We start from the raw sequence: 25,098 nt of genomic DNA on the forward strand, positions 1-25,098 counted from the left end.
GCCGGACCGGGCGCCGCTTCGGGCCGTCAGAAAATTCGCTGGAACAGCGAGGTCGGCAGGCTCCCCCCGACCGAGAACACCCAACTGAACGGCCTCGGAAAACTGGTCGAGAACCGCCCCGATCGGATCGCGCGCACCACATGCCCGGCCGCTTCGTCCGGCTCCATGATCTGCGGCATGTTGAAATCGTTCTTGTCCGTCAGCCGGGTACGGATGAATCCGGGGTTCGCCCGCTGTACGGTCACCCCCGTGCCCTTCAGGTCGACCCGCATGTCCTCGGCCAGGTGCATCAGTCCGGCCTTGCTCGCGGCATAGCCGATCGATCGTGGCAGTCCCGCAAACCCGGCGAGCGAGCCGATCAGCACGATCCGCCCGGTGCCGCGCCTGACCATGGCCGGGGTCACATGCCCCAGCAGCCTGAGCGCGCCGACGAAATTGATCTCGCCCATCTTCGCCGCTTCCTCGGGGTCCCAATCGGGTGCCGCCATCGGATCGTAATAGCCCACGCAATAGATAAGCCCGTCGATCTCGCCAGCCTCCGCCACCGCCTGCCGAACCGACTCGGGCTGCGTCACGTCCACCGGCAGCGCCCGCGCGTCGCGCAGGCCGCCGGCGATCTCGCGCAGCTTGTCTTCGCTCCGTGCAGACAGGATCAGCGAGGCGCCCTCGGCGTCCAACTGCTTGGCGATGGCCACGCCCAGCCCTTCGCTCGCGCCGACCAGCCACCAGCGGCGGCCTTCGAACAGGTGTGTCACGGGCGGCCCTCCTCCATCGGCCGGATCGTTGCGACCAACTCGGCCAGCTTGATCCCGAACTTCCGCATTTCCGAGCGGTTCAGAACCGCCCCGTCCGGCGCAAGGTAGAGCCAGTCCGTCACCGTCAACACGTGGCCGCCCGCATCGTCGTCGAGCCGCAGCCGATAGCGCATCCGCATCGCGGCGCCGGTACGCTCCACCTCCGCCTTGCCGACGATGTCCGGCGCCGTCGCCTCCATCCGCTGCCCGCCAAGGTCGCGCAGGGTCCAGGCCCGCCGCATGGTGCTGCCGCTGGCGAACTCGAAGACCTCGTCCAGCACGCCGCCGTCGTTGTTCCAGCGGCCGCTCATCCGCGCGGTGAACCGACCCGCGATCCGGCCCGTCGGTCCAAAGATTACTCCCTCCGAGACCATCGGTCCCGAGAGGTGCTGCCGCGGATCGAATACCGGTCCGGCGTCCGCATAGTCGGCTGGCGATTGCGCCCCGAAGCTGAGGAACGTCCGCCGCGCGGCGATCAGCGCCAGCGCAGTCAATGCAAGTGCGAGCAGCACCCAGGGCAGCATCATCGTACCTCCCCAGGCAGGCGCGCGACCATCGCCACCGCGGGCAGTTTCAGCGCCAGCGGCAGCAGTGCATAGGCGGCGTTCAGTGTTGCCAGCGCCTCGGGGCCGTTGTCCTGCCCCGGCACGTAGCCCGACACATCTAGCAGCGGCAGCACGACACCGGCGGCCAATGCCAGCGCGGCCTTGTTCGCGAAGCTCCATGCGCCGAACCCTATGGCCTCGGGCAGGCGCGCGCGGGACAGGGTAGCGGCGAAGAGCGCCGGCAGGATCACCAGATCCGCCCCGACCGCCGCACCCGAGACGATGCAGATCGCGCCGAAAGCCAAGGCCGCGCCCTCGGGCAGCACCGAGGCCCCGGCGAAGGCAAAAAGCGCCAGCGTCATCGCCGGAAGCAGGACGCGTTTCGCACCGAAGCGTTCAGCCAGCCGAGACCACAGCGGTGCGGTCACGCCCGCCGAGAGAAAGAACAGCACCAGGAACGGCCCCGCCAGACCGGGCAGGGCCAGCCGGTCCTCGACGAAGAACAGGAACAGGGTCGAGGTCACCGCGACCGGCAGCGCGTCCAGCAGCGCCAGCACCAGAAGGGGTAGGGCGCCTGCCTGCCGGAAGGCGCTGAGGCGTGGCGCCTTCCCGACCCGGCCCGGCGCGGCGCTCCACAGCGGCATCCCCGCCTGCCACACCAGCGGCGCGGCCAGCGCCAGCACCAACCCGAAGCCCGCATAGCCGCCCAGTGGCCCGAACGCCGCGGCCAGCAGGACCGGCAGCATCGCGGCGGCGACGATCCCCGCCAGAGCTCCGGCCTCGCGCCAGCCCGCCAGCCGGTAGTGCCCGCCGCTTTCGCCCGAGCCGACCAGCACCGCGCCCTGCGCGTAGAACAGGATCGTCCCCAGACTGTAGGCGGTGAAGACCAGCACCAGCGCGGCAGCCAGCCCTGCAACGCCCGGCTGAAGCCAGAACACGGCAGCAAAGCCCGTGCCCATGCCCCCCAGGGCGAGCGCGGCCAGCAGCGGGCGGCGGTCCCGAACCCGCTCGGCCAGCCAGCCCAGGGCGGGGTCCTGCACGAAATCCATCACCCGGAGCGCCAGCAGCAACAGACCGATGGTTGCCAAAGGGATGCCAAGCTCGGCGGCGAAGCGCGGCAGGTGGATGTAGAGGGGCACACCTGCGAACGCCAGGAACCCCGCGACCAGCGCCACCCGTGGCCCGATCCGAGGATCCCGCATCGCAAGCGTTCCCGCCTCAGGCATGGGCAAGCTCGACCTGCACCACGTCTGTCTGCTGGACCGCGAACGAGGCGGCGCAGATCTCGAGGTAGTAGAGCCAGCTGCGCAGGAACGGCTGGTCGTGGCCCATGCTCAGGATCCGGGCGCTTTCCGCGCGCAGCCGGTCGGCCCAGATCCGGCAGGTGCGGGCATAGTCCTGCCCGAAGCCGAAACTGTCGGTGACCCGAAGACCTGCATTGCGGGCCTGCTCGGCGATGACCTCGTTGCTCAGCAGCATCCCGCCCGGGAAGGTGTGATGCCGGATGAAGTCCGAGCCCTTGCGGTAGGTCTCGAAGTACATGTCCGGCACGGTGATCGCCTGCACCACGGCACGCCCGCCCTCGGCCAGCCGGTCGCGCAGCGTGCCGAAATAGGCGGGCCAGTAGCGCGCACCGACCGCCTCGATCATCTCGATCGAGACGATGTTGTCGAAACGGCCTTCGGTTGCGCGATAGTCCTGCAAACGAATGTCGGCGCGGCCGTCCAGCCGGGCCTCGGCCCAGGCCTTCTGCAAGGGGCTGATCGTGATGCCCGTGACGTCACGCCCCGCCTCGGCGGCGGTCTCGGCGAACCCACCCCAGCCGCAGCCGATCTCGAGCACCCGCTCGCCCTCGCCCAGCCGACCCAGGATACGACCGTACTTGCGCGCCTGCGCCCGCTCCAGATCGTCGTCTCCCGGCGCGAACAGGGCCGAGGAATAGGTCATCGATGGGTCCAGCCAAAGCTGGTAGAACTCATTGCCGACGTCGTAATGCGCCCGGATGTTCCGCGACGCGCCGCGCTTCGAGTTCGCGCGCATGATCCGGTCCACGACGCGGAATTTCAGGTTCGCCAGCACTGACGGGTAGGCATAGCCCTGTAGCGCGCCGAGATTGTTGAGCGCCACCGTGGTCACTGCCTCGATCGAGGGCGTGTCCCAGAGCCCGGCCACATAGGCCTCGCCGAAGCCGATATCGCCCCGCGCGGCAGCGGCAGTGATGGCGGCCCAGTCGTGGATCAGAAGCTCGGCCTGCGGCATGCCCTGACCGAAATCGTGCACGTCGCCCTCGGGCGTGACCACGCGGAGCGTCCCGTTCCGGATCCCCTCGCAGCTTTCAAGAAAGTCGTGCTGGATGCGGCGGGACAGGAAACTGGTCATCGGCTGATCTCCTCGAGCGGCGGTTGTGGGCGGGTGCGATAGGGCGCCCCCTTGGCCTTAAGGCGTAGCGCATGCCAGTAGATCAGCAAAATCGTCCGGACCGGGCCCAGCGGCCTGCGGATCAGTGCGCCGAGGATGGCGCGGTTGGTCAGAGGCGCCAGCTCGCCGGTCAGAGTTGCGATCAATCCGCCCTCTCGGGCGGTGTGATCGATGCGGATCGCGATCCGCCCGCCCCTCAAGTCGAAGCGGAATTCGTAGTCGCCGGTCACCTGCTGGAAGGGCGAGACGTGAAACACTTTCTGCGCCGCGATCCGGTCCTGCGGGCGGATCGGCGCGAAGCCGGGACGCGCGCACAGGTAGGAGTGCCGGTCACCGAACGTGTTGTTGACCTCGGCGATCACCGCGACCAGATCGTCACCCTCGAACCGCAGCCAGAAGCTGACCGGGTTGAAGACGTAGCCCAGGAACCGGGGCTGCGTGAGCAGCAACAGCCGGCTTTCCGGCGTCGGCGTAAGGCCAGAGCGGCGCAACACCTCTTCCGCCCAGATTGACCCTCGCCCCGCGCCGCGCACCCCGCCGTGGTCCTTGTCATCGACCGAGGCCAGGTTCAGCCGGTTGCGCGAGAAAAGCCGGGGGCCGGAGCGGGCCTCGGGGTCGATCAGCACGTAATCGATGCCGTAATCGAAGCTGTGCCTCAGCGCGCCGCGTCGGGCATGGACCGTTCGGCCCCGAAGATGCCGGGGCTTGAGAACTCGGGAAGCAGTCATGCGGCCTCCGCGACCGGGCGGGCGATCTGCCGGGCCATCAGCCGCGCGACACGCATGGCCGAGGCGATGCCGTCCTCGTGGAAGCCATGCCGCGTCCACGCCCCGGCAAACCAGGTGCCGCGCTGGCCCTGCAGCGCCGAGATCCGCCGCTGCGCCCGCAGCGCCGCGCGATCGAACACCGGGTGCCGGAAAGTGACCTCGTCATAGACAAAGTGCTCGGGGATCTCTCGCAGTGGATTGAGCGTGACGAAAAGCGGATCGTCCTCGGGGATGTTCTGCAGACGGTTCATCCAGTAGGTCACGCCGATCCCGGCCTGATCGCGCCCGGTCTCCGCCTGATAGACCCAGGAAGACCAACAACGCCGCGCCTGTGGCATCTGTCCAGTGTCGCTGTGCAGCAGCGTGCGGTTGTCCTGGTAGCGGATCGCCGACAGCGCATTGACCTCTTCCATCGAGGGCTGGCCGAGCATGCGCAGCGTGGCGTCCGGGTGCGAGGCGAAGACAACCTCGTCGAACGGACCCTCGGCTCCGGCCTCGGTCCGCACGGTCACACCGGTTTCGTCCCGGTGGACGGTGACAACGGGACAGCCGGGGCGCAGGTCGACGCCGCGCGCGGTCAGCGCCGCCTCCAGCCGCCGCACGTATTCCACGCTGCCGCCCGAGACCGTCCACCACTGGTGCTGCCCGGTGGCGCTGAGCAATGCGTGGTTGCGGAAGAACTGGACCAGAGTGCGGGCCGGGAAGTCGCCGACGCGCTCGGCCCCGGTGGACCAGATCGCACCGCAGATCGGCATCAGGTAGTAGCGCCGGAACCAGTCGCCGAGGCGCAGCCCATCTACAAGCTCGTCTATGGTCACGTCGTCCGAGACTGCCGCCGCCTCGGCGCGCGCATTGAAACGAAAGATATCGCGCAGCATGCCCATGAAGCGCGGATCGCCCAGGTTACGGCGCTGGCCGAACACCGCGTCAAGGGACTTCAGCCCGTACTCAAGCTTACCGCCGTCGATGGTCGCGCCGAAGCTCATGCAGCTTTTCTCGACCGGCACGTCAAGATCGCGGAACAGCCGCGTCAGGTGTGGGTAGTTGGCATAGTTGAAGACGATGAACCCGGTGTCGACGGGCTGATCGCCGTTGCGTCCTGCCATCACGGTACGGGCATGCCCGCCCAGGCGCGGTTCGGCTTCGAACAGAGTGACGTGCCCGATGTCGGCGAGAGCCCAGGCGGCGGACAGACCGGATATGCCACCTCCGATCACGGCGATACGGGGGCGGCGGGGGCGCATGGCGTCGAAGGGCATAAAGTCTCCGTATTTTTCGAGCGATACGACAGGTTAGAGCACCCGGATCAAAAGGCGCGAAAAGAATTCACGCTGGGTATCGGCCCTGCGGATCAGCCGGTCAGCGTGCGCGCGAGCGCGGCGATCTCGTCCGCCATCCAGGCCAGCCGTGCGGGTATTGGCAGACCGGCCGGCCGGATCTGCCAGAGCGTCTGCCGTACCGGGCGGGGCAGGGGGGCGAGGCGCAGCTTGCCGGACCCCGCGAAGGCGTCGACGCCACTGCGGGGCAGGATCGTGTAGCCGGCACCCGAGGCGACCGGCAGCGGGATCTGGGTGATCTGGTTGACGAAACCGCGCCGCCGCAACGCCGCCGCGCCGCGAAAGCCGGGGACGTTGGGCTGCATCAGCATCTCGGCATAGGCCGCCCCGTCCGGGTGGTCGATGAATCCCAGCGTGTCCAGATCTTCCAGCGCCGGCATCCCGTCCGGCGCGGTCCCCGGCAGCACCAGGCACAGGTCCTCATGCCCCAGCTGCTGGGCCTCGATCCCGGCCCGGCCGGGGTCCCGCGCCACCACCGCAAGGTCCAGCCGCCCGGCCGAGATCGCCTCGATCAGCGAGCCCTGCGGCGCGGCGGTCAGCTGCAACTCCAGCGCGGGGGCGACGGCAAGCCGGTCCATGAGGCGCGGATAAAGCAGACTGGCGAAACTGCCCGATGCCCCGATCCGCACCCGCCCGGCCTCCGGGTCGTCGCGCCCGATCCGCACGGCAAGCGCGGCCTCCTCGGCGCGGCGCGCCAGGCCGAGCGCGCGCAGCTCGTGCCCGGCATCCGTCAACCGCAGGTCGCGCCCGGTGACCATGACCAGCTTCGCGCCCAAGGCCTGCTCGAGCTTGCGGACATGCTGCGAGACGCCCGGCTGCGTCATGTTCAACCGCCGCGCGGTCGCGGTGAAGCTGCCCTCTTCGGCGAGGGTGGTGAAGGTTTCGATCCAGGTCGCGTTCAGCATGCTCAAAACGTAGCATTATAAAATCCATTCCAAACGATAATTTTTCATGTGGGTCGCGAATGCCTAGATCCGCGGTGAACGCAAACAAAGGAGACTTTCCATGACCTATCCCCGCGCCTTCTCCCACATCGGCCTTTCGGTGCCGGACCTCGACGCCGCCGTGCGGTTCTATTCCGAAACGCTGGGCTTCTACGTCATCATGAAACCGACCGAGGTGGTCGAGGACGACAGCGAGATCGGGCGCATGTGCACCGACGTGTTCGGCCCTGGCTGGGGGCGCCTGCGCATCGCCCATCTCGCAACCGCCGACCGCATCGGCATCGAGCTTTTCGAGTTCGAGGGCAACACGCCGCCCGAGAACAACCTCGACTACCGCCGCAACGGGCTCTTCCATTTCTGCATCCAGGACCCCGACGTCGAAGGCCTCGCGGCACGCATCGTCGAGGCGGGCGGCAAGCAGCGGATGCCTGTGCGCGAATACTTCCCCGACGAAAAGCCTTATCGCATGGTCTATGTCGAGGACCCGTTCGGCATCGTCTTCGAGATATACAGCCACGGCTACGAGCTGACCTACTCGGCGGGTGCCTACGCCTGAGGCCGTGCAAGGCGCTCAACCAGGAAGTGCCGCCACCTCGTCCGAGGAGATCAGGTTCGCGTACTTCTGCTGCATGTCGAAAAGGTTCGCTTCGTGCGGTCCTTGCGCCCGGTCGCCGACGCAATCGGACAGTACATAGGGCCTGAAGTTTGCGCTCACCGCATCGACCACGGTGGCGCGGACGCAGCCGCTGGTGGTGGCACCCGCCACGGCTACCGTGTCCACGCCACGTGCCCGCAAAACATCCCCCAGGCCGGTGCCGAAGAAGGCCGAGGCCTGGGTCTTGCGGACGACCAATTCGCCGGGCACGGGGCGCAGGATGTCGGCGACATGGCTGGCGGGAGTGTCCTCGGTCAGGTCCCTCAGCCGGGGAACCTTCTCGCACCAGACGCCCGCGTCCGAGCCGTCGGCGGCATAGACGATACGCGTGAACACCACCGGCAGGTCCCGGTCGCGAAACGCGGCGAGCTCGGGCTCCGTCGCCTGCGCCGCTTCCAACGTGTTCCCGCCCCCGAACATCTCGGGATCGAGAAAACCGTTCACGAAGTCGACGACGATCAGCGCGGTCCGGCGACCGGGCACGATCGTGCCGCCAAGCTGCTGTTTTCGATAGATGTCGACGTCGCTCATCCCGCACCTCCGGCCGTTCCCGGCAGGGTAGCACGGGGGGCGCGGACGATCATGCGCGGCGCAGTTGGCAAATGCGAAAGAAAATCCGCATATTCGGTGATCCGCCCCCTTTCTGCCAGCGTAACACCGGTTATGCTTGTCCAGAACGATGTTGCGACCGAGGACTTTACAGCGTGGGCGGGGGCCCGCCCCCCGGCTTTGCGCGTGGCACACGTGATGGACGACGACACAAGGACGGAACTGACACCGCAGACCCAATGGCTGCTCGACGTGCGCGACCGGCGCGACAAGGCCGCGTTCGCTCAGTTGTTCGACTACTATGCGCCCCGCCTGCGGGCCATGTTGGCGCGGCAGAACTGCCGCGGCGCTGCGGCGGACGACATCGTGCAGGACGCAATGCTGCGCGTCTGGCACAAGGCGCACCAGTTCGACCCGGCGCGCGCCTCGGCCTCGGCCTGGGTGTATCGGATCGCACGAAATCGTCACGTCGATGTGATCCGCCGCACCGGCAAGCCCGTACCGGAGGCGCTGAAGGTCGAGGATGCACCCGAGACCGACGCCGGGCAGCGGCTGGCCCTCGACCAAGAGGCGCGGCGGCTGCGCGGCGCGCTGGCCGGGCTGAAGCCCGAGCAGCGCAAGGTGATCGAGCAAGCCTACCTGGGCGAGCTCAGTCATAGCGAGATAAGTGAGCAGACCGGCCTGCCGCTGGGAACGATCAAGTCCCGGATCCGGCTGGCGCTCGAGAAACTGAGACACGAGCTGAAAGACCTGAGAACCGAATGAAAGGCATCACGCATCATATCCCCCAGACGATGATCCGCGCCTACGCCGCCGGAAGCCTGCCCCACGGGTTCTCGCTGGTCGTCGCCGCGCATGTGTCGAAATGCGACGAGTGCCGTGCAATGCTCGAGGCCGAAGAGGCCGCGGGCGGCGCCGTGCTTGATACATTGGATGCGTCCGAGATGAACGGCGACGCGCTTCGCGACCGGTTGCTCTCCATGCTGGACGAGCCTCAACCGGTTGAAGCGGAAGTGCGCCCGATGGGCATCTACCCCGGCCCGGTTGCGCAGGCACTGGGCGGCAAGGAGCCACGCTGGCGCAAGCTTGGCGGCGGCATCCGGCAGACGATCCTGAGCGCCGATGCCGAGGGTTCGGTCCGGCTGCTTTACATCCCCGCCGGAGAGGCGGTCCCGGATCACGGCCATAAGGGCACCGAGCTGACGATGGTCCTACAGGGCAGTTTCAGCGATGAGACCGGGCACTTCGGCGTCGGCGATGTCGAGGTCGCGGACGAGGAGCTGGATCACACCCCCGTCGCCGGCATGGGCGAGCCCTGCATCTGCCTGGCCGCCACCGACGCGCCGCTGCGCTTCCACGCGCTGGTGCCGCGTCTGCTTCAGCCGATCTTCCGGATCTGAATGATCTCTTGCGCTGGCGTCACTTCGCCAGCGCGACGCCCAGCGCGACAAGACCAAGCACGCGGCCCACGTCCGCAATATTGGTCACGCCGCTGTCGTAACAGGCCAGCGCATCGCCCGGCAGCAGGTAGGGGTCGAAATCGTCACGATCCGCACGCACCCGCATCTCTTCGATCCGGCGCTGCACCACCACCGAAACATCCGTCACCGGGTTGCGCGAGAACAGCGCCGCCGAGCGGTCGGCGCTGGTCGCCCGCACCCCGCCGACGCAGTTCAGGTCAACCACCGCCTGCATCATCCGCGTGCCATAGGGCACCTCGCGCACCTCGCGCCCGATGGCCGACTGCGCATTGCTGTCGGCAGGCTGGGTCACGTTCGACATGAACAGCGACACCCCAGGGGGGCTGATCGGGCTCGGCACCATCAGGTCCGACTGGAAACACTGGCGGCTGTGCACGACGACCTCGTCGCCGGTCATCAGCATCACGTCCTCAAAGGCGCGGCCGTCGATCACCGGGCGCAGGTCCAGCACGTATTTGCGGCCGTTGCGGTAAAGCTCCACCGCCGATAGGTCGGCGTCCGGCCGCACTCCGCCCGAAGCGCGCAGCGCGACGCTGAGGTTCCGCCCTTCCGTCGACGAGCCGCGCGCCGCCTGCCGCAGCGCATCCACCTGGTCGCCGGGCACGCCGCCGATATCGCGGGGGCCAGGCTCGAACACTGCGCCCGAAACCGCGACGCGGGCAGGGGCGAAATCCGAAACCAGCAGCGAGATGCGCGGCGCGTCCTGGTAGTAGTCACCCGCGACCAGGGCGCGGGCGATGTCGTTCGCGACTGCCTCCGGGCTGCGGCCCTGCGCCGGGATCGCGCCAATGAAGGGCACCTTCAGCTTGCCGTCGCGGCTGACGACATAGGCGCCCGAGAACACCTCGTCGTCGGGAATGTTCAGCTCCAGCAGATCGTCGCGGGACAGGATCTCGCCCAGCAGCGCCGAGGGCGTCACGCCGACACCCTTGCCGGCGCCCGGCGCGCCGCCGCGCCAGGGGATGCAGTTTTGAGCGTTGATCAGATCCGACTTCAGCGTCTTGGTGCCCTGCGCCATCGGCGTGGGACTGCGGTACTGCGCCTGGTAGGCCTGTCCCGCGTCGACATTCTCGATGTTGTCTGCGGGCGTGAACGAGGCGCAGGACGCCAGCGCCGCCAAGGCGCAGCTCGCCAAGCCCGTTTTCACTGCCCGTCTCAACCTCTTCGCGCCCCGTCTGTCTGCGTCGGCTTGGGCGGAACAATAGTCGCCGCTTTGCGCCAAGTCCACGCGTTCGGGCAATGACCTATCCCTCGGTATAGAACTGTGTCCTTCCGCGCATCCCTCCTGTCCCAAGGCGGACGCGCAATGCCCGGTCCCGGCGGTTATCCCTTTGGCAACGCAACGCCCAAGATGGAGCGCCACCGCATGACCGCACTGGTCGACCGCATCGGACCTTTCGCCCGTAACCTCGCGGCCTACTCGGCCTCGGAGGTCGCGGCCAAGGCCTCGCGGCTGCTGGTCGTCGTGGCCGTGGCGCGCACCATGGACGCGGGCGCGATCGGCCTCGCCGCCGCTGCGATGGCCGCTTCGGACATCCTCAAGGCGCTGACCGAGAACGGCGCGGTGCAGCGGATCATCGCCGCGCCCGAGCACGAGCTTGCCGCCACCTGCGCCACGGCCCGCCGGATCTTCTGGGCCTGGTGCCTGGGCCTCTTTGTGCTGCAGGTCGCCGTCGGTGCCGCGCTCTGGGCGATGGGCGGCAGCGCGATGCTGTTCGGCCTGATCTTCATCCTCGCTTGCGAGTACCTCTTCATGCCCGCGGGGCTCGTGCAGGTTGCGCTCGCAATGCGCGAGGGCCTGCTGAAGCAGACCGCGATGATCGCGGGGGCGCAGGTCGTCGGCGCGAACCTGATGTCGGTGGTCCTGGCGATCTTCTGGCCCGGCGCGCTGGCGCTGGTGCTGCCGCGTCTGCTGTCCGCGCCGATCTGGTTGGTCGCGGTGCGCCGCCTGCGCCCTTGGACGGCGGACCTTTCGCAGGGCTACGCGCCGCTCAAGCCCTTCATCACGTACGGCTGGGCCGTGCTGGGGGTCGAGGTCGTGCAGGCCGCGCGCCTCCAGGCGGACAAACTGGTCATCGGTGCGCTGATGGGCGCCGAGGTACTGGGTCTTTACTTCATGGCGTTCAACGCCGGGCTCGGCCTCGCCACCTCGTTCTCGATGGCCTTCTCCCGCGTGCTCTTCCCGCATCTCTGTGCCGCCGCCGACCGGGCCGAGGCGCTGCGCCGCGCGCTGCTGCTGGCCGTCGGCATCATCGGCCCCGCCGTGGTGCTGCAGGCGCTGATGGCCCCGGTCTACGTTCCGATCCTCTTCGGCGAGAAATGGGCCCACCTGCACCAGGTCGTCTCGATCCTCTGCCTCGCCGCGATCCCCGGCGTGATCTGGGCCGCCGCCGCCCAGTGGCTCCGCGCCGAGGGCCGCCCGCAGGTCGAGTTCGCCGCCACGCTGGCGATGACCCTCGCGCTGGTCGCCAACACGGTGCTGATGGCGCCGCACGGGCTGGTCGCGCTCGCCGCCGGCTACCTGGCCGTCGCCACCGTCACCCAGCTGGGCGCCGCGCTGGCCCCGCTCACCGCCGCCCTTCGCCCCGTCCCCCAGGAGGCCTGATCCATGCCGCGCTTCTCGATCGTCATCCCCTGCTACAACGCCGCCGAAACGCTGCCCGAGACCCTCGCCAGCCTTCGCGCCCAGAGCTTCGCCGACTGGGAAGCGATCTGCATCGACGACGGCTCGACCGACGCGACCGCCGCCGTGATCGAGGCCGCCGCCGCCCATGATCCGCGCATCCGCCGCGAGGCCAGCCTCGGCAAGGGGCCGAGCGATGCCCGCAACGAAGGTGCCTTGCTCCACGCCAGCGGCGAGATCGTCGCCTTCCTCGATGCCGACGACCTCTGGTGGTCCGAGAAGCTGGCGGTCCTCGACCTCGCCTTCACCGACGAAACCGTCGACGCCTGCTATGGCCGGATCGCCTTCTTCGACAAACAGCCGCACACGGCGCGCGTCTTTTCTACAGTCGTGCCCGGTCCGTTGGGCGTCGCCGACCTTCTGGGAGAGAACCCGGTCTGCACCATGTCGAACGTCGCCGTGCGCCGCGATGTCTTCGCCGCGTCCGGCGGGTTCGACCGCGACATGGTCCACAACGAGGACCTGGAATGGCTGATCCGCCTGACCGGCTCGGGGGCGAAGCTGATCGGCCTGCCGCAGATGATGGTCTGGTACCGCGCCAGCCCCACAGGCCTGTCCTCGGACCTGGAGGCCATGCGCAAGGGCCGCGAGGCTGCGCTCGCCAGCGCCCGCAAGCTGGGTTTCACCCCCAGCCCCGCAGACGAGGCGGTGCACCTGCGCTACCTCGCGCGCCGTGCGCTGCGCCTGCAGGGACCACGCATGACCGCGCTGCGCCTGACCGCGACGGCGCTGCGCACCAGCCCCGCGGGCTTCTTCGCCGACCGCCGCCGGGGCGCATTCACCGCCGCCGCCGCCATCCTCAACCCGCTGCTGCCGCGCCGCCTGTCGGGCGCGCTCTTCGCCCGCTGAAAGGAGCCGTCATGCCCCACGCCACGATCGTCGTCCCCGCCTACAACGTCGCCGCCACCATCGGCGACACGCTGCGCTCGCTGCTGGCCCAGACCGCCACCGATTTCGAGATCGTTGTCGTCGACGACGGCTCCTCCGATGACACCGTCGCCGTCGTCCGCAGCTTCGACGACCCGCGTATCCGCCTCGTGCAGCAGGCCAATCGTGGCCTCGCCGGGGCGCGCAACACCGGCATCGCCGAGGCGCGCGGCCAGTTCGTCGGCTTCTGTGACAGCGACGATCTGTGGCTGCCCGGCAAGCTCGCCGCGCACCTCGCGCACCTGCGTGCCAAGCCCGGCGTCGGCATCAGCTATTCCGGCTCCGAATTAATCGACGAGCAGGGCCGCTCGATGGGCATCACCCAGTCGCCCCGCCTGCGCGGCGTCGACGCGGCCCATGTCTTCAAGCGCAACCCGATCGGCAACGGGTCGGCCCCGGTGATCCGCCGCGAGGCGCTGACCGATCTGTCCTGGCGCCCCAGTACCGAGACCGAGCGCGACTGGGTCTTCGACGAGACCTTCCGCCAGTCCGAGGACATCGAGTGCTGGCTGCGCCTGATGCTCACCACCGGCTGGCAGATCGAGGGTGTGCCCGGCGCGTTGACGCAGTACCGCGTGAACCAGGGCGGGCTCTCGGCCAATACCGAGCGCCAGTTCGCCGCCTGGCAGCGCATGGTCGACACGCTCACGCCGCACAACCCGACCTTCTTCGCGCGCCAGACCCCCGCCGCCCGCGCCTATCAGCTGCGCTACCTCGCGCGCCGCGCTGTCAGCGACCGTGACGGCGCCCGCGCGCTGGAACTGGTGCGGCTGTCGCTGGCCTCCTCGGCCCGGCCACTGGTCGAAGAGCCCGCCAAGACCCTGACCACAGGCGCCGCCGCCCTGGTCCTCGCCCTGATCGGCAAGTCCGGCTTCGCCCGTCTCGAAGCCCTTCTGCGCCGCCCCCCCCGTACCGAAGGAGCCTGAGTCATGACCACCATCGTTCACCTGATCGACGACACCACCGCCGGCGGCGTGATGCGCGTGCTGGAGCATCTCGAGACCGATCCCACGCTGGGCGCCTTCGCCACCCACAGGATCCAGACCGTCGAGCGCGGCCGCTTCGGTGCCCCGGCGGTCGAGGGCGCGGACGTGATCGTCTCGCACCTCTCGGTCAGCTGGCGCGCCTTGCCGATGCTTGTCGCGTTGCGCGCCCGCTACGCTCACCTGCCGGTAATCCATGTCGAGCACAGCTACACCGAGGCCTTCACCGCCTTGAACGTCTCCCGCCGCGGACGGTTCATGGCCCTGCTGCGCATCGCTTACTCGCTGTTCGACAAGGTCGTCGCGGTGTCGGAAGCGCAGGGCGCCTGGTTGGTCGAGCGCGGTCTCGTCGCCGCCCCGGCGCTGCGCGTGATCCCCTCGGCTGTCGACGTTACGCCCTTCGCCGAACTGCGTCCCGTCTACACCCAGCCCCGCACCTTCGGCGCCATCGGCCGCCTCGACGCCCAGAAGGGCTTCGACCGGCTGATCGACGCCTTCCGCGCCACCGACCGCGAGGATCTGCACCTTCGCATCATCGGCGACGGCCCGGAACGCGAGGCGCTGGAGGCGCGCGCCGACGGCGACAGCCGCATCAGTTTCACCGGCTTCGTCTTCGACGCGGCCTCGGCCATGGACGAGCTGGACGCCGTCGCGATGCCCTCGCGCTGGGAGGCCTACGGCCTTGTCGCGCTCGAGGCCCGCGCCGCCGGGCGTCCGCTGCTGGTCTCGCCCGTCGACGGACTCGAGGACCACGTCGCTGCAGGCGCGACTGTTGTGGAAGGCGACAGCGTTGCCGACTGGACCCGCGCCATCACACGGCTGGCGGACAGCGGCCCCGCCCTCCACATCGCCGTCGCTCGAGCCCGCAAGGACGCGATGCAAGCCACCGAGCGTTTCGCCGGCGCCTGGGCCGCGCTGGTCGGCGAGCTGGTCGCGACGGACGGCAAGACGCGCAGCGCCTCCGACGCTGCCTGACACCACGGACGCTCCGATCCAGGCGGAGCGCCCGGCACCCGAAGCCCCCCTGCCGGGCCTCTCGGTGCGAAAGCCCGCCGCCCGGTGCACCCGGCGCGGCGGGCTTTCTGCGTCTCGGCGCGACAATCCCGGCCGCGACAGAACGAGCGGTCGCCACAGCCGCGACATGCGCTATCCTCCGCGCAAGGACGGATCAGGGGGAGAGTGACGATGAGCAACGACGTGATGAAATCCGGCAATGTCGCCGTGGTAACCGGAGGCGCCGCCGGCATCGGCTTGGCCGCCGCGCAGCGCTTTGCGAAACGCGGCATGACGGTGGTCGTGGTCGACGTCCGCAAGGAATTGTTCCCTGACGCCGAAACATCGCTCCGGGAAGCAGGCGCGCCCGAGGTCATGGCGCGCGCCGTAGATGTCTCCGACCGCGCGGCGGTCGACGCCTTCCGCGACGAGGTGATCGCCGCCTATGGTCATATCGACCTGCTGATGTGCAACGCGGGCATCCAGCCCGGCAGCGACATCTTCGACAGCAAGCAAACGTGGGCCCGCGTGCTCGAGGTCAATCTCTGGGGCGTGGTCAACTGCTGCCAATCCATCGCGCCCGGCATGATCGAGCGCGGCCGCCCCGCGATCGTCATCAACACCGGCTCCAAGCAGGGGATCACCACGCCGCCGGGCGATCCGGCCTACAACACGTCAAAAGCCGGCGTGAAGGTCTTCACCGAGGCGCTCGCCCACCACCTGCGCGAGGTCGAGGCGAATGTCTCGGCGCATCTGCTGATCCCGGGCTTCGTCTTCACCGACCTGACCCGCCACGACCGGACCGAGAAACCCTCGGGTGCGTGGACCCCGGACCAGACCGCCGATTTCCTAATGGAGCGGCTGGCGATGGGCGATTTTTACATTCTATGCCCGGACAATGACGTCTCCCGCGAGATGGACCAGAAACGCATGGCCTGGGCGATGGGGGACATCATCGAGAACCGCCCCCCGCTCTCGCGCTGGCACAAGGCCTGGAGCGAGGCGTTCGAGGACTTCCTCGCCAAGGACGACTGAAGCCGTTTTCGGGTAGGGTGCTTTCGACACGCAGGCACCGATGGGGAACGGCATGGAGTTGCGCAAGGCAACGTACACGGACGCCGAGGCGCTGGCGCGGATCCACCGCGCGGCCCGCAGAAAGGCCATGCCCTGGCTCCCGGTGCTTCACTCCCCCGAGGGCGACCGGAAATTCTTCGGCAACACGGTCCTCTCGACCGAGGACGTACGCTTGTTCGAAGACGGTGGGCAGGTCATCGGCTTCATCGCCACAAAGGACGACTGGGTGAACCACCTCTATGTGGATCAGGCCCATTGGCGTCGCGGCGTTGGCTCGCGTCTGCTGGAGATCGCGAAAGCGGACGCGCCCCGGCTGCAACTATGGACCTTCCAGGGAAACGACGGTGCGCGCCAATTCTATGCGGCGCATGAGTTCACGGAAGTCGAATTCACCGACGGGCGGAACAACGAGGAAAAGACGCCCGATGTCCGGCTGGTCTGGACCCGAGACGGCTGACCTCGCTCAGGCCGGCAGCGCCTCGATCCGCGCGGCGCGGGCCTCTTTCGCCTCGTCCGCCAGTTCCCGTGCATGCAGGCCCAGGATCATCAGGCCGGGCCAGATCATGTAGGCCTCGATCTCTATGTTCTCGCCCATCGAGAGCAGCACGAAGGTCATGACGATGCCCAGCGGCAGTGCACCGCGGCGGCCTCTGGCGGCGTCCATCAGCGCCAGCCCGGTCTGCCACAGCAGCGGAACCAGCAGCGCGAAGAAGCCGACGACGCCCTTCACGAACAGCAGCCCGTACCAGGTGTGGTGGCTGCCGATGGGCATATACTCGACCAGGTGCGGGCCGGGGCGCACCGTCCCGTGACCGAACCAGAACGCCTCGTTCTGCCAGCGCTCGCCGGCGATGCGCTGCAATGTCTCGCGCACCCGCGTGCTGTCGGCCCGCGCGCCCTTGAAGGCGGCGACGCCGTCCTGAAGGCCGCGCAGCAGCGCCGGGCCGATCATCGCCAGCGAAGCGGTCGCCAGCGCCACCAGCTGCCAGGCCCAGCCGCGCAGGATCAGCGGCATCATCCGCGGGCCGATGGTGCAGGCCACCAGCCCGACCAGCCCCATGCGCGACTTCGACATCAGGATCATCGCGACCCCCGCCGCGATCCCGATGGAGCGCCAGCGGATGTTGCGCTCCTCCAGCGCGAACAGCACCTGGATCACGCCCAGCAGCGCCGCGAAGGGCGACCAGGGCGCATAGAACTGCCAGCGCGGCGTCCACGAGGCCGGATCCCAGGTGAAGAAATAGACGCTGAAATACTCGGGGCCGGGGCCGCCGATCGCCTTCAGCGGCGAGGTGAAGATCTTTTCGGGCAGGCCGATCATAGGCGCGACGGCAAGAATCGGCAGCAGCGCCAGCGTCCAGAGACCGATGACGCACTGGCCGCGCGCCAGCACCTCGCGCCGGATCGGCAGCACCGCGCCCGCCAGCGGGAACAGCGCCATCAGCGCCCAACCCTTGGCCCAGCCGATGCTGCTCTTGATGGTCTGCTTCATGCCCAGCCCCCAGTCGAGATGTCCGACCCAGAGCGCGACCAGCATCACGAGCATGCCCGCGAACCAGCCCCAGACCACAGGCGGGATCGTGCCGGTGGCCCGCAGGTCCTCGCGGATCGCCGGGCCCAGGTAGAGCGACAGCGCCGCAAGCCCGCCCAGGGTCCAGGCCAGTACCGGTCCCACCACGTAGAGCGCACCTACGAAGTAGAGCGGCCATGTGAAGACCAGCGCCTTGTAGACCAGCGCCTCGGCGGGATTGCGGGGCAGGGGACTCATGCCTTGCTTGCCCCGGTGGCCAGCAGGCGGTCGATGACCGGCTGGCGGATCCAGCCCAGCGTCAGGCCCATCAGCAGGAACAGCGTCGCGGCGATCCCGGCGGCGATGGCCAGTTTGCGCTTCGGCGAGGAAGGCTCCTCGGGGAGCGAGGGGTTCTCCAGTACCTGCACCAGCGGGTACGAGGCGAACAGGTCCACCTTCGACGTCTGGCTGCGCGCCATCGCCGAGGCGAAGACGGCTTCGGCGACCGAGAAATCGCGCTGTAGATCCTCCAGCCGCGCCGCAGGCTCCAGCAGGTCGCGGACCCGCGCCTCGGCCTCGGCCAGCTGCGCCCGCAGCGCGCCCAACTCGGCGGCTAGGCCCGCGCGGGCGCTTTCCAGCTGCACCAGCTGCGACAGCAGCTCGGCACGCCCGCCGATGGGGGACATGTCGAGCATCGCGACCTGAACCTCTGGCAGGCCGGTGATCGCACTGGCGCGAGCCAGCGCCCGGCCACGGGTCGCCGCGTGGTTGGCCTGCGCGGAACGAAGCGCCGGGTGGTTGGCGCCGAACTGGCCCTGAGTTTCGGCCAGCGCGGTGGCGTGCAGGCCCATTTCCTCGATGATTGTCGAGAACTCGGTATCCGCGTGCAGGCGCAGCGTCGCGGCGGCCATGATGGCATCGACCCCGAGCGTGGCGCGCAGCGCGGCCACCGCCTGGGTCTTCTCGGTCAGCTCGCTGTCCAGCACGTCGACATTGGCGCGCAGCGCGGCGGTGTCGTCCACAAGGTCATTGTATTGCGAGGCGGTGATCAGCCCGGTCTCGCGCTGCAGGCGGCTGATCTCGGCGCGGGTGGCGGCGACCGACTGGCGGTACTCCTCCAGCGCGCCGCGCCCGCCGTCCTCGCGCACGGTCAGCTCGTCGTTCCGCAGCGCGTCGATCTCGGTAAAGAAGGCGCCCAGCAGTGCATCCAGCCGCGCCTGCGAGTCCTCGGGAGAGTTGCCCACCAGCTCGACATGGATCAGCCCGGTCTGGTCCACCAGGTTCACCCGTGGCTGGCCGAAGTCGCGCCGGATCATGCCGACGGTGCCCGCGGCGGCATCGAGGATCCGGTCGGCGGCCAGCAGACGCTTGTAGGTCTCGGTCGGGCTGACCGAGGGGCTCGAGAACGGAGAGTTCGCGAACGAGGAGGCCTGCCCGATCCGATCCAGGTTGACCGAGGCCGACGCCCCCGAGCCGGGCAGGATCAGCGACATTGACGAGGTGTAGCGCAGCGGCGCGGTCATCAGGTAGCTGCTGACCGGCATCCAGATCGCGGCGGCGCCGATGGCGAACAGGCCAAGATAGCGCGGCAGACGCCCGGCATCGCCGATCCTGCCGCCCCGGAACAGCCGCGCCGCCGACATCTGCCGCAGCGGCGTGCGGAACAGGCGGGGAAGCGGCAGGCGGCGGCGCGGCGCCTCCTCGGCACAGGCGACCCCGGTAATGTCGTCGCAGGCAATCTCGGTCTGAATGTTCATGGCATCTCTCCTTCGCGGGCAGAGATACCGGTTCCCGGCGCGTCCCGGCAGACGCGCCGGGGGATAGGGCAGGGGGCAATCGGAGCGGAACCTAGCCGCCCGGATAGGTCAGAACAGTCCGGCTTCCTTGGCGATCAGCGCCGCCTGGGTGCGGTTCGCCGCGCCGATCTTGCGGTAGAGCGTCTTGACGTGCAGCTTCACCGTGGGCTCGGTCACGTCGAGATCCCGGGCGATCTCCTTGTTGGACTTGCCCTGCGTCAGCCCTTCCAGCACCTGCAACTCGCGCCGGCTGAGCTTTTCCGCCAGCTCGTTCTTCGGCGCGTCCTCGGCGGCGGTCATGAACTCCAGCGGCGCGTACTGCTCGCCCATCGCCATGAACCGGACCGCGTTATAAAGCGACTTCGCCGCCAGCGTCTTAGGCACGAACCCGGCGGCCCCGGCGGCCAGCGCCTTCTCGGCCACATCGCGGGTGGCGACGCCGGACATCAGCGCGACGCGCTGCCCCTCGGCCCGCGCCATCGCCTTCTCCATGCCTGACAGACCGTTCATTCCGGGCATGTTGTAATCCAGCAGGACCAGATCGAACGGGCCTTCCTCGTCGATCTTGACCAGAGCGTCGTCGAGGTTCGCGACGCACACAGTCTCCATCCCGCCCTCGCTCTGCAGGAACAGGACGAGCGTGTCACGCAACAGGTCGTGATCGTCGGCGATCAGGATCTTCATGTCTGCTCTGGGCCTCTTGACCGGGTTTTGCCGACAATAGCGGCGCTTTGCGCGTGCGAACAAGCCTGTTTGGCACAATTCCTATCCGCGTGGATAGCGCGCCGCACCGTCCGGCGAGCGCGGGCGCCCGGTCGGCACCGATGCGCCCCCCGGAACGGACAGGGCGCTGACCGACGGCGCCGCGATCCTCTCCGTCCGCTATGTAGATGGCAGGGCCCGACCCGGGGCATCCCCGTTGCAAGCGAAATGCAAACGGAAGGCCCCCCGCCATGACCATCACTCTGCCGATCCAGACCCGCGATGCCCTCAAGGCTCCCGGCATTCCCGGACTGCCGACGCTTCCCGTCATGGACCTCGACCTGGTCGACGCCACAACCGAAACCACCGTCGACTGGCTTCTGGCCGGCCGCCGCCGCGTCGCTTTCCTAAACGCCCACTGCGCCAACGTCATGGCCCGCGATACGATGTACGCCGCCGCGCTCGAGACCGCCGACGCGGTGCTGCCCGACGGTATCGGGGTCGAACTGGCCGCCCGGATGACGGGCAAGCGGCTGACCGAGAACCTGAATGGCACCGACCTGACCCCGCGCCTGCTCCGCGCTGCCGCGGCCCGCGGCAAGTCGGTGTTCCTGTTCGGTGCCGGGCGCGGTGTCGCCGAGGCCGCCGCCGCGCGGCTGGCGCTCGACATCCCGGGCCTGCGCATCGCCGGCGTGCTCGACGGGTTCGAGGGCGCTGCCGACGATGAGGCCGCCGTTGCCCGGATCAACGACTCCGGCGCCGACATCCTGCTGGTCGCCATGGGCGTGCCGAAACAGGACCTCTGGCTAGCCCGGAACATGGACCGCCTGCAGCCGAGCCTCGCGATGGGCGTCGGCGCGCTCTTCGACTTCCTTGCCGGCCGCGTCACCCGCGCGCCCGCGCCAGTGCGCCGGGCCAAGCTGGAATGGGCCTGGCGCCTGGCGATGGAGCCCCGCCGCATGGCCAGCCGCTACCTGGCCGGCAATTTCACCTTCATGGCCCGCGCCGCGCGCCACGCGGTGTCCACCTCGGCCCGCACTCTCAGCCCGAAGCGCGCGCTCGACGTCGCAATTTCGGGCGGCACTTTGCTGGCGCTCTCGCCGATCCTGCTGACGGTCGCTGCAGCGATCAAGCTGGACAGCAAGGGCCCGGTTCTCTTCAGCCAGACCCGTGTCGGCCGCGACGGCACTCCCTTCAAGGTCTTCAAGTTCCGCACCATGCACACCGACGCCGAAGCCCGCCGAGCCGCGCTGCTGTCCCAATCGGACCGCGAGGGCGTCTGCTTCAAGTCGCGCAACGATCCGCGCGTGACCCGCGTTGGTCGCCTGCTGCGCCGCTACTCTATCGACGAGCTGCCGCAGATCCTCAACATCCTGCGCGGCGAGATGTCGGTCGTCGGCCCCCGCCCGGCGCTGCCCGAAGAGGTCGCCGCCTATCCCGACCGCGCCCTCGGCCGGCTCGCCGTTCGCCCCGGACTGACTGGTCTGTGGCAGGTTTCGGGGCGTGCCGACATCGGTTTCGACAAGATGATCGACATGGACCTGGCCTATGCCCGCTCGGCGACGATCATTCTGGATATCGCCCTGATCGCAATGACGTTTCGGGCAGTTCTGACGGGCAAGGGAGCGTACTGAACCCGCCCTGCGATACGTCCGACCTATCCGTTGGGATAGCCGCGCCTACTCCCCTGCGCGGCTGTCCCCTCGTCCGTATCGTGCTACGTGATGGAGGTATTCCACACGGAAGGGGAAGTCATGACTACCGAATTCCGCACCGCTTTCGCCGCGTTCGCCACCGCCGCCGCGCTGGCCTTCGGCGGGGCCGTCGCAGCCCAGGACCTCCCGGCGCCAAGCGGCGAGGTGGTGCTGACCGTAACCGGTAAGATCGGACAGACCAACGTCGATGCGGCGGCGCAATACGACATGGACATGCTGCAGGCGATGGACAGCCGCAGCTTCACGACCGAGACCATCTGGACCGACGGCGCGCAGACTTTCGAGGGCGTTGGCCTCGACACGCTGCTGGAAAGCCTTGGCGTCTCCGAAGGTACGCTGACCGCCACCGCGATCAACGACTACGCGGTCGAGATCCCGATTTCGGACGCGGTCGCGGACGGCCCGATCATCGCCTATGCCCGCAACGGCGAGGGCATGTCGGTGCGGGACAAGGGGCCGCTCTGGATCGTGTATCCCTATGACGATAACTCGGACTACCAGAGCGAGCAGGTCTATGCCCGCAGCATCTGGCAGCTTGACCGGCTCGACGTCGGTGAGTGATCTCTGAACCCTGAAGAGCGCGTGGTCGGATGGCGCAATCGAGATCCGGCGGCCGGCTGGTCTCCTGGCTGAGGTACACCGTCATCGGCGCAGGCATCGGGCTCTGCATCGTCGCCATCGCCGTGCTCGCCTTCGAGGTCCGCAAGCAGCTCGACGAGCTGGGCACTGCGAACTCTGACAACGTCCAATGGACCCTTTCGCAGCTCGAAGTCGAGTTTACCGCCTTCCAGTTAGCCCTGCACGAGGCCGGTCACGAAGCGCCGCTCTCGGATGTCCGGCGCGCTTTCGACATCTTCTACAGCCGGGTCAGCACCGTCTCGGGCGGCCTGGCCTACAACGAGTTGAACGACGATCCGGTCTTCGCCGCCGCGGTGCTAAAGGTCCGTACCTTCCTCGACCGGACGGTGCCGCTCATCGACGGCGAGGCCTCGGCGCTGGAGGCCGATCTTCCCCGGCTGCAGGAAGTGGCGGGTGAGACCCGGGATGATGTGCGCCGCATCTCGCTGCGTGGCCTCGAGCAATTCGCCAGGGTCTCGGATGCGCGCCGCGAGGATATCGCGGACACCATGTTGCACCTCGGCGTGATCACCACGGCGCTTGTGGCCGCGATGATCCTGTTCACCGTGATGCTTCTGAAGCAGATCCGTGTCAGCGAGCGCCGCGCCGAAGAGCAGGAACTGACCGCGACGCGGCTCCGGACCATCATCAGCACCTCGCTCGATGCGGTGATCGTGGTCGACGAGGACGGCACCGTGCGCGAGTTCAACGGCGCCGCCGAGCGGATCTTCGGCTACACGCGCGCCGAGGTCATGGGCAGCGCGATGCACGAGCTGATCGTCCCCGAAAAGTACCGTGCCGCCCACAAGAAGGGCATGGAGCGGTATCGCAAGACCGAGGAACGCCGCGTGATCGGCGCAGGCCGGATCGAGATCGAGGCGATGCGCAAGTCGGGCGAGGTATTCCCGGTAGAGCTGTCGGTCGATGCCGCCGGCCGCGAGGAAGGCGAGCTTTTCGTCGCCTATATCCGCGACATCACCAGCCGCAAGAAGGCCGAGGCCGAACTGGTCGAGGCCCGCGACCGCGCACTTGCGGGCGAAAAGGCCAAGGCCGAGTTCCTCGCCGTGATGAGCCACGAGATGCGCACGCCGCTCAATGGCCTGCTCGGCACGCTGAACCTGATCCGGGATACCGAGCTGACCAGCGAGCAGGAAAATTTCCTCGATATCATGGATACTTCGGGCCGGCTGCTGATGCACCACGTCAACGACGTGCTCGACATCTCCAAATACGAGGCCGGCAAGATCGAGATCGCGCGCAAGCCGTTCGAGGTGGACGAGCTGCTGCACGAGATCGTCGATAGCCAGCAGAGTGTTGCGAAGGTGCATGGCAACGAGCTGACCTGTCAGTGGGTCGGCGATCCCGCCGGCTGCGTGGTCGGCGACGCGGTGCGCCTGCGCCAGATCCTGCTGAACCTTGTCGGCAACGCGCTCAAGTTCACCCGGCACGGCAGCGTGACCGTCGAAGCCGAGACGCTGACCGATACCGGCGCTCAGCAGGTCGAGTTCCGTGTCATCGACACCGGGATCGGCATCTCCGAGGACGATATCGACCGGGTGTTTTCGGACTTCGAAACGCTCGACACCACCTATGGCCGGCAGACCAGCGGCACCGGGCTCGGGCTCGGGATCGCGCGGCGCCTGGCGCATACCATGGGCGGAGAGATCGGCGCCGAGAGCGTCGAGGGCGAGGGCAGCGTATTCTGGGTGCGCCTGCCGTTGCCCGACTATGACGGGGTCGAGGAGGTCGCCAAGCCCGACGCCGAGAAGCGGCGCGCCCCGGCGCTCGACGTGTTGATTGTCGAGGACAACCGCATCAACCGCGTCGTCCTGCGCGCCATGCTGGAGCGTGAAGGCCACAAGGTTACCGAGGCGGGCGACGGCGAAGAAGGCGTGGCGATCGCCGGCACACGCCGGTTCGACGTGATCCTGATGGATATTTCCATGCCGGTGATGGACGGGGTCGCGGCGACCCGGGCAATACGCGACGGCGGTGGTGCCTCGCACGCCGCGCCGATCCTGGCCGTCACCGCGCATGCGCTGCCCGCCGACCTCGAGACCTTCCGCTCCGCCGGCATGAACGCGCACCTGACCAAGCCGATCACCCGTGAGGCGCTGGCCGAGCAACTCCACCGCCACGTCGGATCCCGCAAGCCGGTCGCCCCGCCCGCGCCGGCCCCGGGCGAGGTGCCGCTGATCGACAAGCCCAAGATCGAGGAACTGCGTGAGGGCCTTGGCAACGGACCTGTCATCGATCTGCTCAAGCGACTCCGGGAAGAAACCGAAAGCACTGTCGGCACGCTCCGCACCCGCGCCGACGACCTGACCGACGACGAGGTCTACGCTCTGCTCCACCGGCTTGCCGGGGCGGCGGGAACGCTGGGCCTGTCCCGGCTCCACGCCGAGCTATCCGTCCACCAGACGCGGGCGCGGGCGGGGACGCTGACGGACATCCGCGGCGCGGCCGATACGCTCGACGCGATCTGGACCGAAAGCTGCGAGGAACTGTCCGAATACTGCCATTGACGCAAGGTTGCCGTCGGCTCCGGCCAGCGCCCCTGATCTGGATCAAGTCGCCCGGCGCGGACCTGTCCTAGAGCAAACCTGC

At 68.4% G+C, this 25,098-nt stretch carries 24 protein-coding genes; 12 read left to right on the forward strand and 12 right to left on the reverse strand.

From position 1 onward, the window contains the following. Positions 1-26: 26 nt before the first annotated feature. The 7 genes from ACW9UR_RS03610 to ACW9UR_RS03640 all read right to left on the reverse strand — a co-directional run bounded on the left by ACW9UR_RS03610 (position 27) and on the right by ACW9UR_RS03640 (position 6,766). Positions 27-746 (reverse strand): SDR family NAD(P)-dependent oxidoreductase, encoded by a 720-nt coding sequence (locus tag ACW9UR_RS03610; RefSeq protein WP_458916161.1) that lies wholly within the window; start codon positions 744-746, stop codon positions 27-29. A 5-nt stretch (positions 747-751) separates the two neighbouring features. Next, on the reverse strand, positions 752-1,321 hold the full coding sequence (locus ACW9UR_RS03615; protein WP_458915539.1) for a DUF3833 family protein: 570 nt from the start codon (positions 1,319-1,321) through the stop codon (positions 752-754). Further along, on the reverse strand, positions 1,318-2,565 hold the full coding sequence (locus ACW9UR_RS03620) for an MFS transporter (protein ID WP_458915540.1): 1,248 nt from the start codon (positions 2,563-2,565) through the stop codon (positions 1,318-1,320). Before ACW9UR_RS03620 ends, ACW9UR_RS03615 begins: the two co-directional genes overlap by 4 nt. Then, positions 2,558-3,718 carry a class I SAM-dependent methyltransferase gene (locus ACW9UR_RS03625; protein WP_458915541.1) on the reverse strand — a complete coding sequence of 387 codons (1,161 nt, stop codon included), beginning with the start codon at positions 3,716-3,718 and terminating at the stop codon, positions 2,558-2,560. The genes ACW9UR_RS03620 and ACW9UR_RS03625 overlap by 8 nt, the downstream gene beginning before the upstream one ends. Beyond that, a complete protein-coding gene (locus tag ACW9UR_RS03630) occupies positions 3,715-4,485 on the reverse strand; it encodes a DUF1365 domain-containing protein (RefSeq protein WP_458915542.1) in 771 nt (256 codons plus the stop codon). Before ACW9UR_RS03630 ends, ACW9UR_RS03625 begins: the two co-directional genes overlap by 4 nt. Beyond that, positions 4,482-5,783, reverse strand: a complete 1,302-nt coding sequence (locus ACW9UR_RS03635; RefSeq protein WP_458915543.1) for an NAD(P)/FAD-dependent oxidoreductase — start codon at positions 5,781-5,783, stop codon at positions 4,482-4,484. Before ACW9UR_RS03635 ends, ACW9UR_RS03630 begins: the two co-directional genes overlap by 4 nt. 92 nt (positions 5,784-5,875) lie before the next feature. Further along, positions 5,876-6,766, reverse strand: a complete 891-nt coding sequence (locus tag ACW9UR_RS03640; RefSeq protein WP_458915544.1) for a LysR family transcriptional regulator — start codon at positions 6,764-6,766, stop codon at positions 5,876-5,878. A 100-nt stretch (positions 6,767-6,866) separates the two neighbouring features. Here ACW9UR_RS03640 and ACW9UR_RS03645 point away from each other — a divergent pair, with 100 nt between their 5' ends. Further along, positions 6,867-7,361 carry a lactoylglutathione lyase family protein gene (locus ACW9UR_RS03645; protein ID WP_458915545.1) on the forward strand — a complete coding sequence of 165 codons (495 nt, stop codon included), beginning with the start codon at positions 6,867-6,869 and terminating at the stop codon, positions 7,359-7,361. Between the two features lie 15 nt (positions 7,362-7,376). Here ACW9UR_RS03645 and ACW9UR_RS03650 read toward each other — a convergent pair whose 3' ends face one another. Next, positions 7,377-7,991, reverse strand: coding sequence for an isochorismatase family protein (locus ACW9UR_RS03650; protein ID WP_458915546.1), 615 nt, complete (start codon positions 7,989-7,991; stop codon positions 7,377-7,379). 216 nt (positions 7,992-8,207) lie between these two features. Between ACW9UR_RS03650 and ACW9UR_RS03655 the strand changes: the two genes are divergently transcribed. Both ACW9UR_RS03655 and ACW9UR_RS03660 read left to right on the forward strand, forming a co-directional pair. Further along, positions 8,208-8,774 (forward strand): sigma-70 family RNA polymerase sigma factor, encoded by a 567-nt coding sequence (locus ACW9UR_RS03655; RefSeq protein WP_458915547.1) that lies wholly within the window; start codon positions 8,208-8,210, stop codon positions 8,772-8,774. Beyond that, positions 8,771-9,409 carry a ChrR family anti-sigma-E factor gene (locus ACW9UR_RS03660; RefSeq protein ID WP_458915548.1) on the forward strand — a complete coding sequence of 213 codons (639 nt, stop codon included), beginning with the start codon at positions 8,771-8,773 and terminating at the stop codon, positions 9,407-9,409. Before ACW9UR_RS03655 ends, ACW9UR_RS03660 begins: the two co-directional genes overlap by 4 nt. A 19-nt stretch (positions 9,410-9,428) precedes the next feature. Here the strand turns inward: ACW9UR_RS03660 and ACW9UR_RS03665 are convergent, their stop codons facing one another. Then, positions 9,429-10,637, reverse strand: a complete 1,209-nt coding sequence (locus ACW9UR_RS03665) for a polysaccharide biosynthesis/export family protein (protein ID WP_458915549.1) — start codon at positions 10,635-10,637, stop codon at positions 9,429-9,431. A gap of 219 nt (positions 10,638-10,856) precedes the next feature. On the opposite strand from ACW9UR_RS03665, the gene ACW9UR_RS03670 reads away from it, so the two are divergent. The 6 genes from ACW9UR_RS03670 (at position 10,857) to ACW9UR_RS03695 (ending at position 16,607) form a co-directional block, all read left to right on the forward strand. Then, on the forward strand, positions 10,857-12,095 hold the full coding sequence (locus ACW9UR_RS03670; protein ID WP_458915550.1) for an oligosaccharide flippase family protein: 1,239 nt from the start codon (positions 10,857-10,859) through the stop codon (positions 12,093-12,095). A 3-nt stretch (positions 12,096-12,098) separates the two neighbouring features. Beyond that, positions 12,099-13,022 carry a glycosyltransferase family 2 protein gene (locus tag ACW9UR_RS03675; RefSeq protein ID WP_458915551.1) on the forward strand — a complete coding sequence of 308 codons (924 nt, stop codon included), beginning with the start codon at positions 12,099-12,101 and terminating at the stop codon, positions 13,020-13,022. Between the two features lie 11 nt (positions 13,023-13,033). Next, positions 13,034-14,026, forward strand: coding sequence for a glycosyltransferase family 2 protein (locus tag ACW9UR_RS03680; protein WP_458915552.1), 993 nt, complete (start codon positions 13,034-13,036; stop codon positions 14,024-14,026). Positions 14,027-14,029: 3 nt separating this feature from the next. After that, the gene (locus ACW9UR_RS03685) at positions 14,030-15,058 is read left to right on the forward strand and encodes a glycosyltransferase family 4 protein (protein ID WP_458915553.1); all 1,029 of its coding nucleotides are present in this window, start codon (positions 14,030-14,032) and stop codon (positions 15,056-15,058) included. A 210-nt stretch (positions 15,059-15,268) separates the two neighbouring features. Continuing rightward, complete coding sequence (locus ACW9UR_RS03690; RefSeq protein WP_458915554.1) at positions 15,269-16,111, forward strand: SDR family NAD(P)-dependent oxidoreductase; 843 nt, start codon at positions 15,269-15,271, stop codon at positions 16,109-16,111. A 52-nt stretch (positions 16,112-16,163) separates the two neighbouring features. After that, complete coding sequence (locus ACW9UR_RS03695; RefSeq protein ID WP_458915555.1) at positions 16,164-16,607, forward strand: GNAT family N-acetyltransferase; 444 nt, start codon at positions 16,164-16,166, stop codon at positions 16,605-16,607. Positions 16,608-16,613: 6 nt separating this feature from the next. On the opposite strand, the gene ACW9UR_RS03700 is transcribed toward ACW9UR_RS03695, so the two are convergent. The 3 genes from ACW9UR_RS03700 to ACW9UR_RS03710 form a co-directional block, all read right to left on the reverse strand. Then, positions 16,614-17,918: an O-antigen ligase domain-containing protein gene (locus ACW9UR_RS03700; protein ID WP_458915556.1), complete on the reverse strand. Its 1,305-nt coding sequence runs from the start codon at positions 17,916-17,918 to the stop codon at positions 16,614-16,616. Continuing rightward, the gene (locus ACW9UR_RS03705) at positions 17,915-19,417 is read right to left on the reverse strand and encodes a GumC family protein (RefSeq protein WP_458915557.1); all 1,503 of its coding nucleotides are present in this window, start codon (positions 19,415-19,417) and stop codon (positions 17,915-17,917) included. The genes ACW9UR_RS03700 and ACW9UR_RS03705 overlap by 4 nt, the downstream gene beginning before the upstream one ends. Before the next feature lie 108 nt (positions 19,418-19,525). Further along, on the reverse strand, positions 19,526-20,140 hold the full coding sequence (locus ACW9UR_RS03710) for a response regulator transcription factor (RefSeq protein ID WP_458915558.1): 615 nt from the start codon (positions 20,138-20,140) through the stop codon (positions 19,526-19,528). A 269-nt stretch (positions 20,141-20,409) separates the two neighbouring features. On the opposite strand from ACW9UR_RS03710, the gene ACW9UR_RS03715 reads away from it, so the two are divergent. The 3 genes from ACW9UR_RS03715 (at position 20,410) to ACW9UR_RS03725 (ending at position 25,016) form a co-directional block, all read left to right on the forward strand. Next, positions 20,410-21,792 carry a sugar transferase gene (locus ACW9UR_RS03715; protein ID WP_458915559.1) on the forward strand — a complete coding sequence of 461 codons (1,383 nt, stop codon included), beginning with the start codon at positions 20,410-20,412 and terminating at the stop codon, positions 21,790-21,792. 120 nt (positions 21,793-21,912) lie between these two features. Continuing rightward, a complete protein-coding gene (locus ACW9UR_RS03720; protein ID WP_458915560.1) occupies positions 21,913-22,434 on the forward strand; it encodes a putative pterin-binding protein in 522 nt (173 codons plus the stop codon). A gap of 29 nt (positions 22,435-22,463) precedes the next feature. Next, positions 22,464-25,016, forward strand: coding sequence for a hybrid sensor histidine kinase/response regulator (locus tag ACW9UR_RS03725; RefSeq protein ID WP_458915561.1), 2,553 nt, complete (start codon positions 22,464-22,466; stop codon positions 25,014-25,016). Positions 25,017-25,098 lie beyond the last annotated feature (82 nt).

It is taken from the genome of Halovulum sp. GXIMD14794 (genome assembly GCF_054457455.1).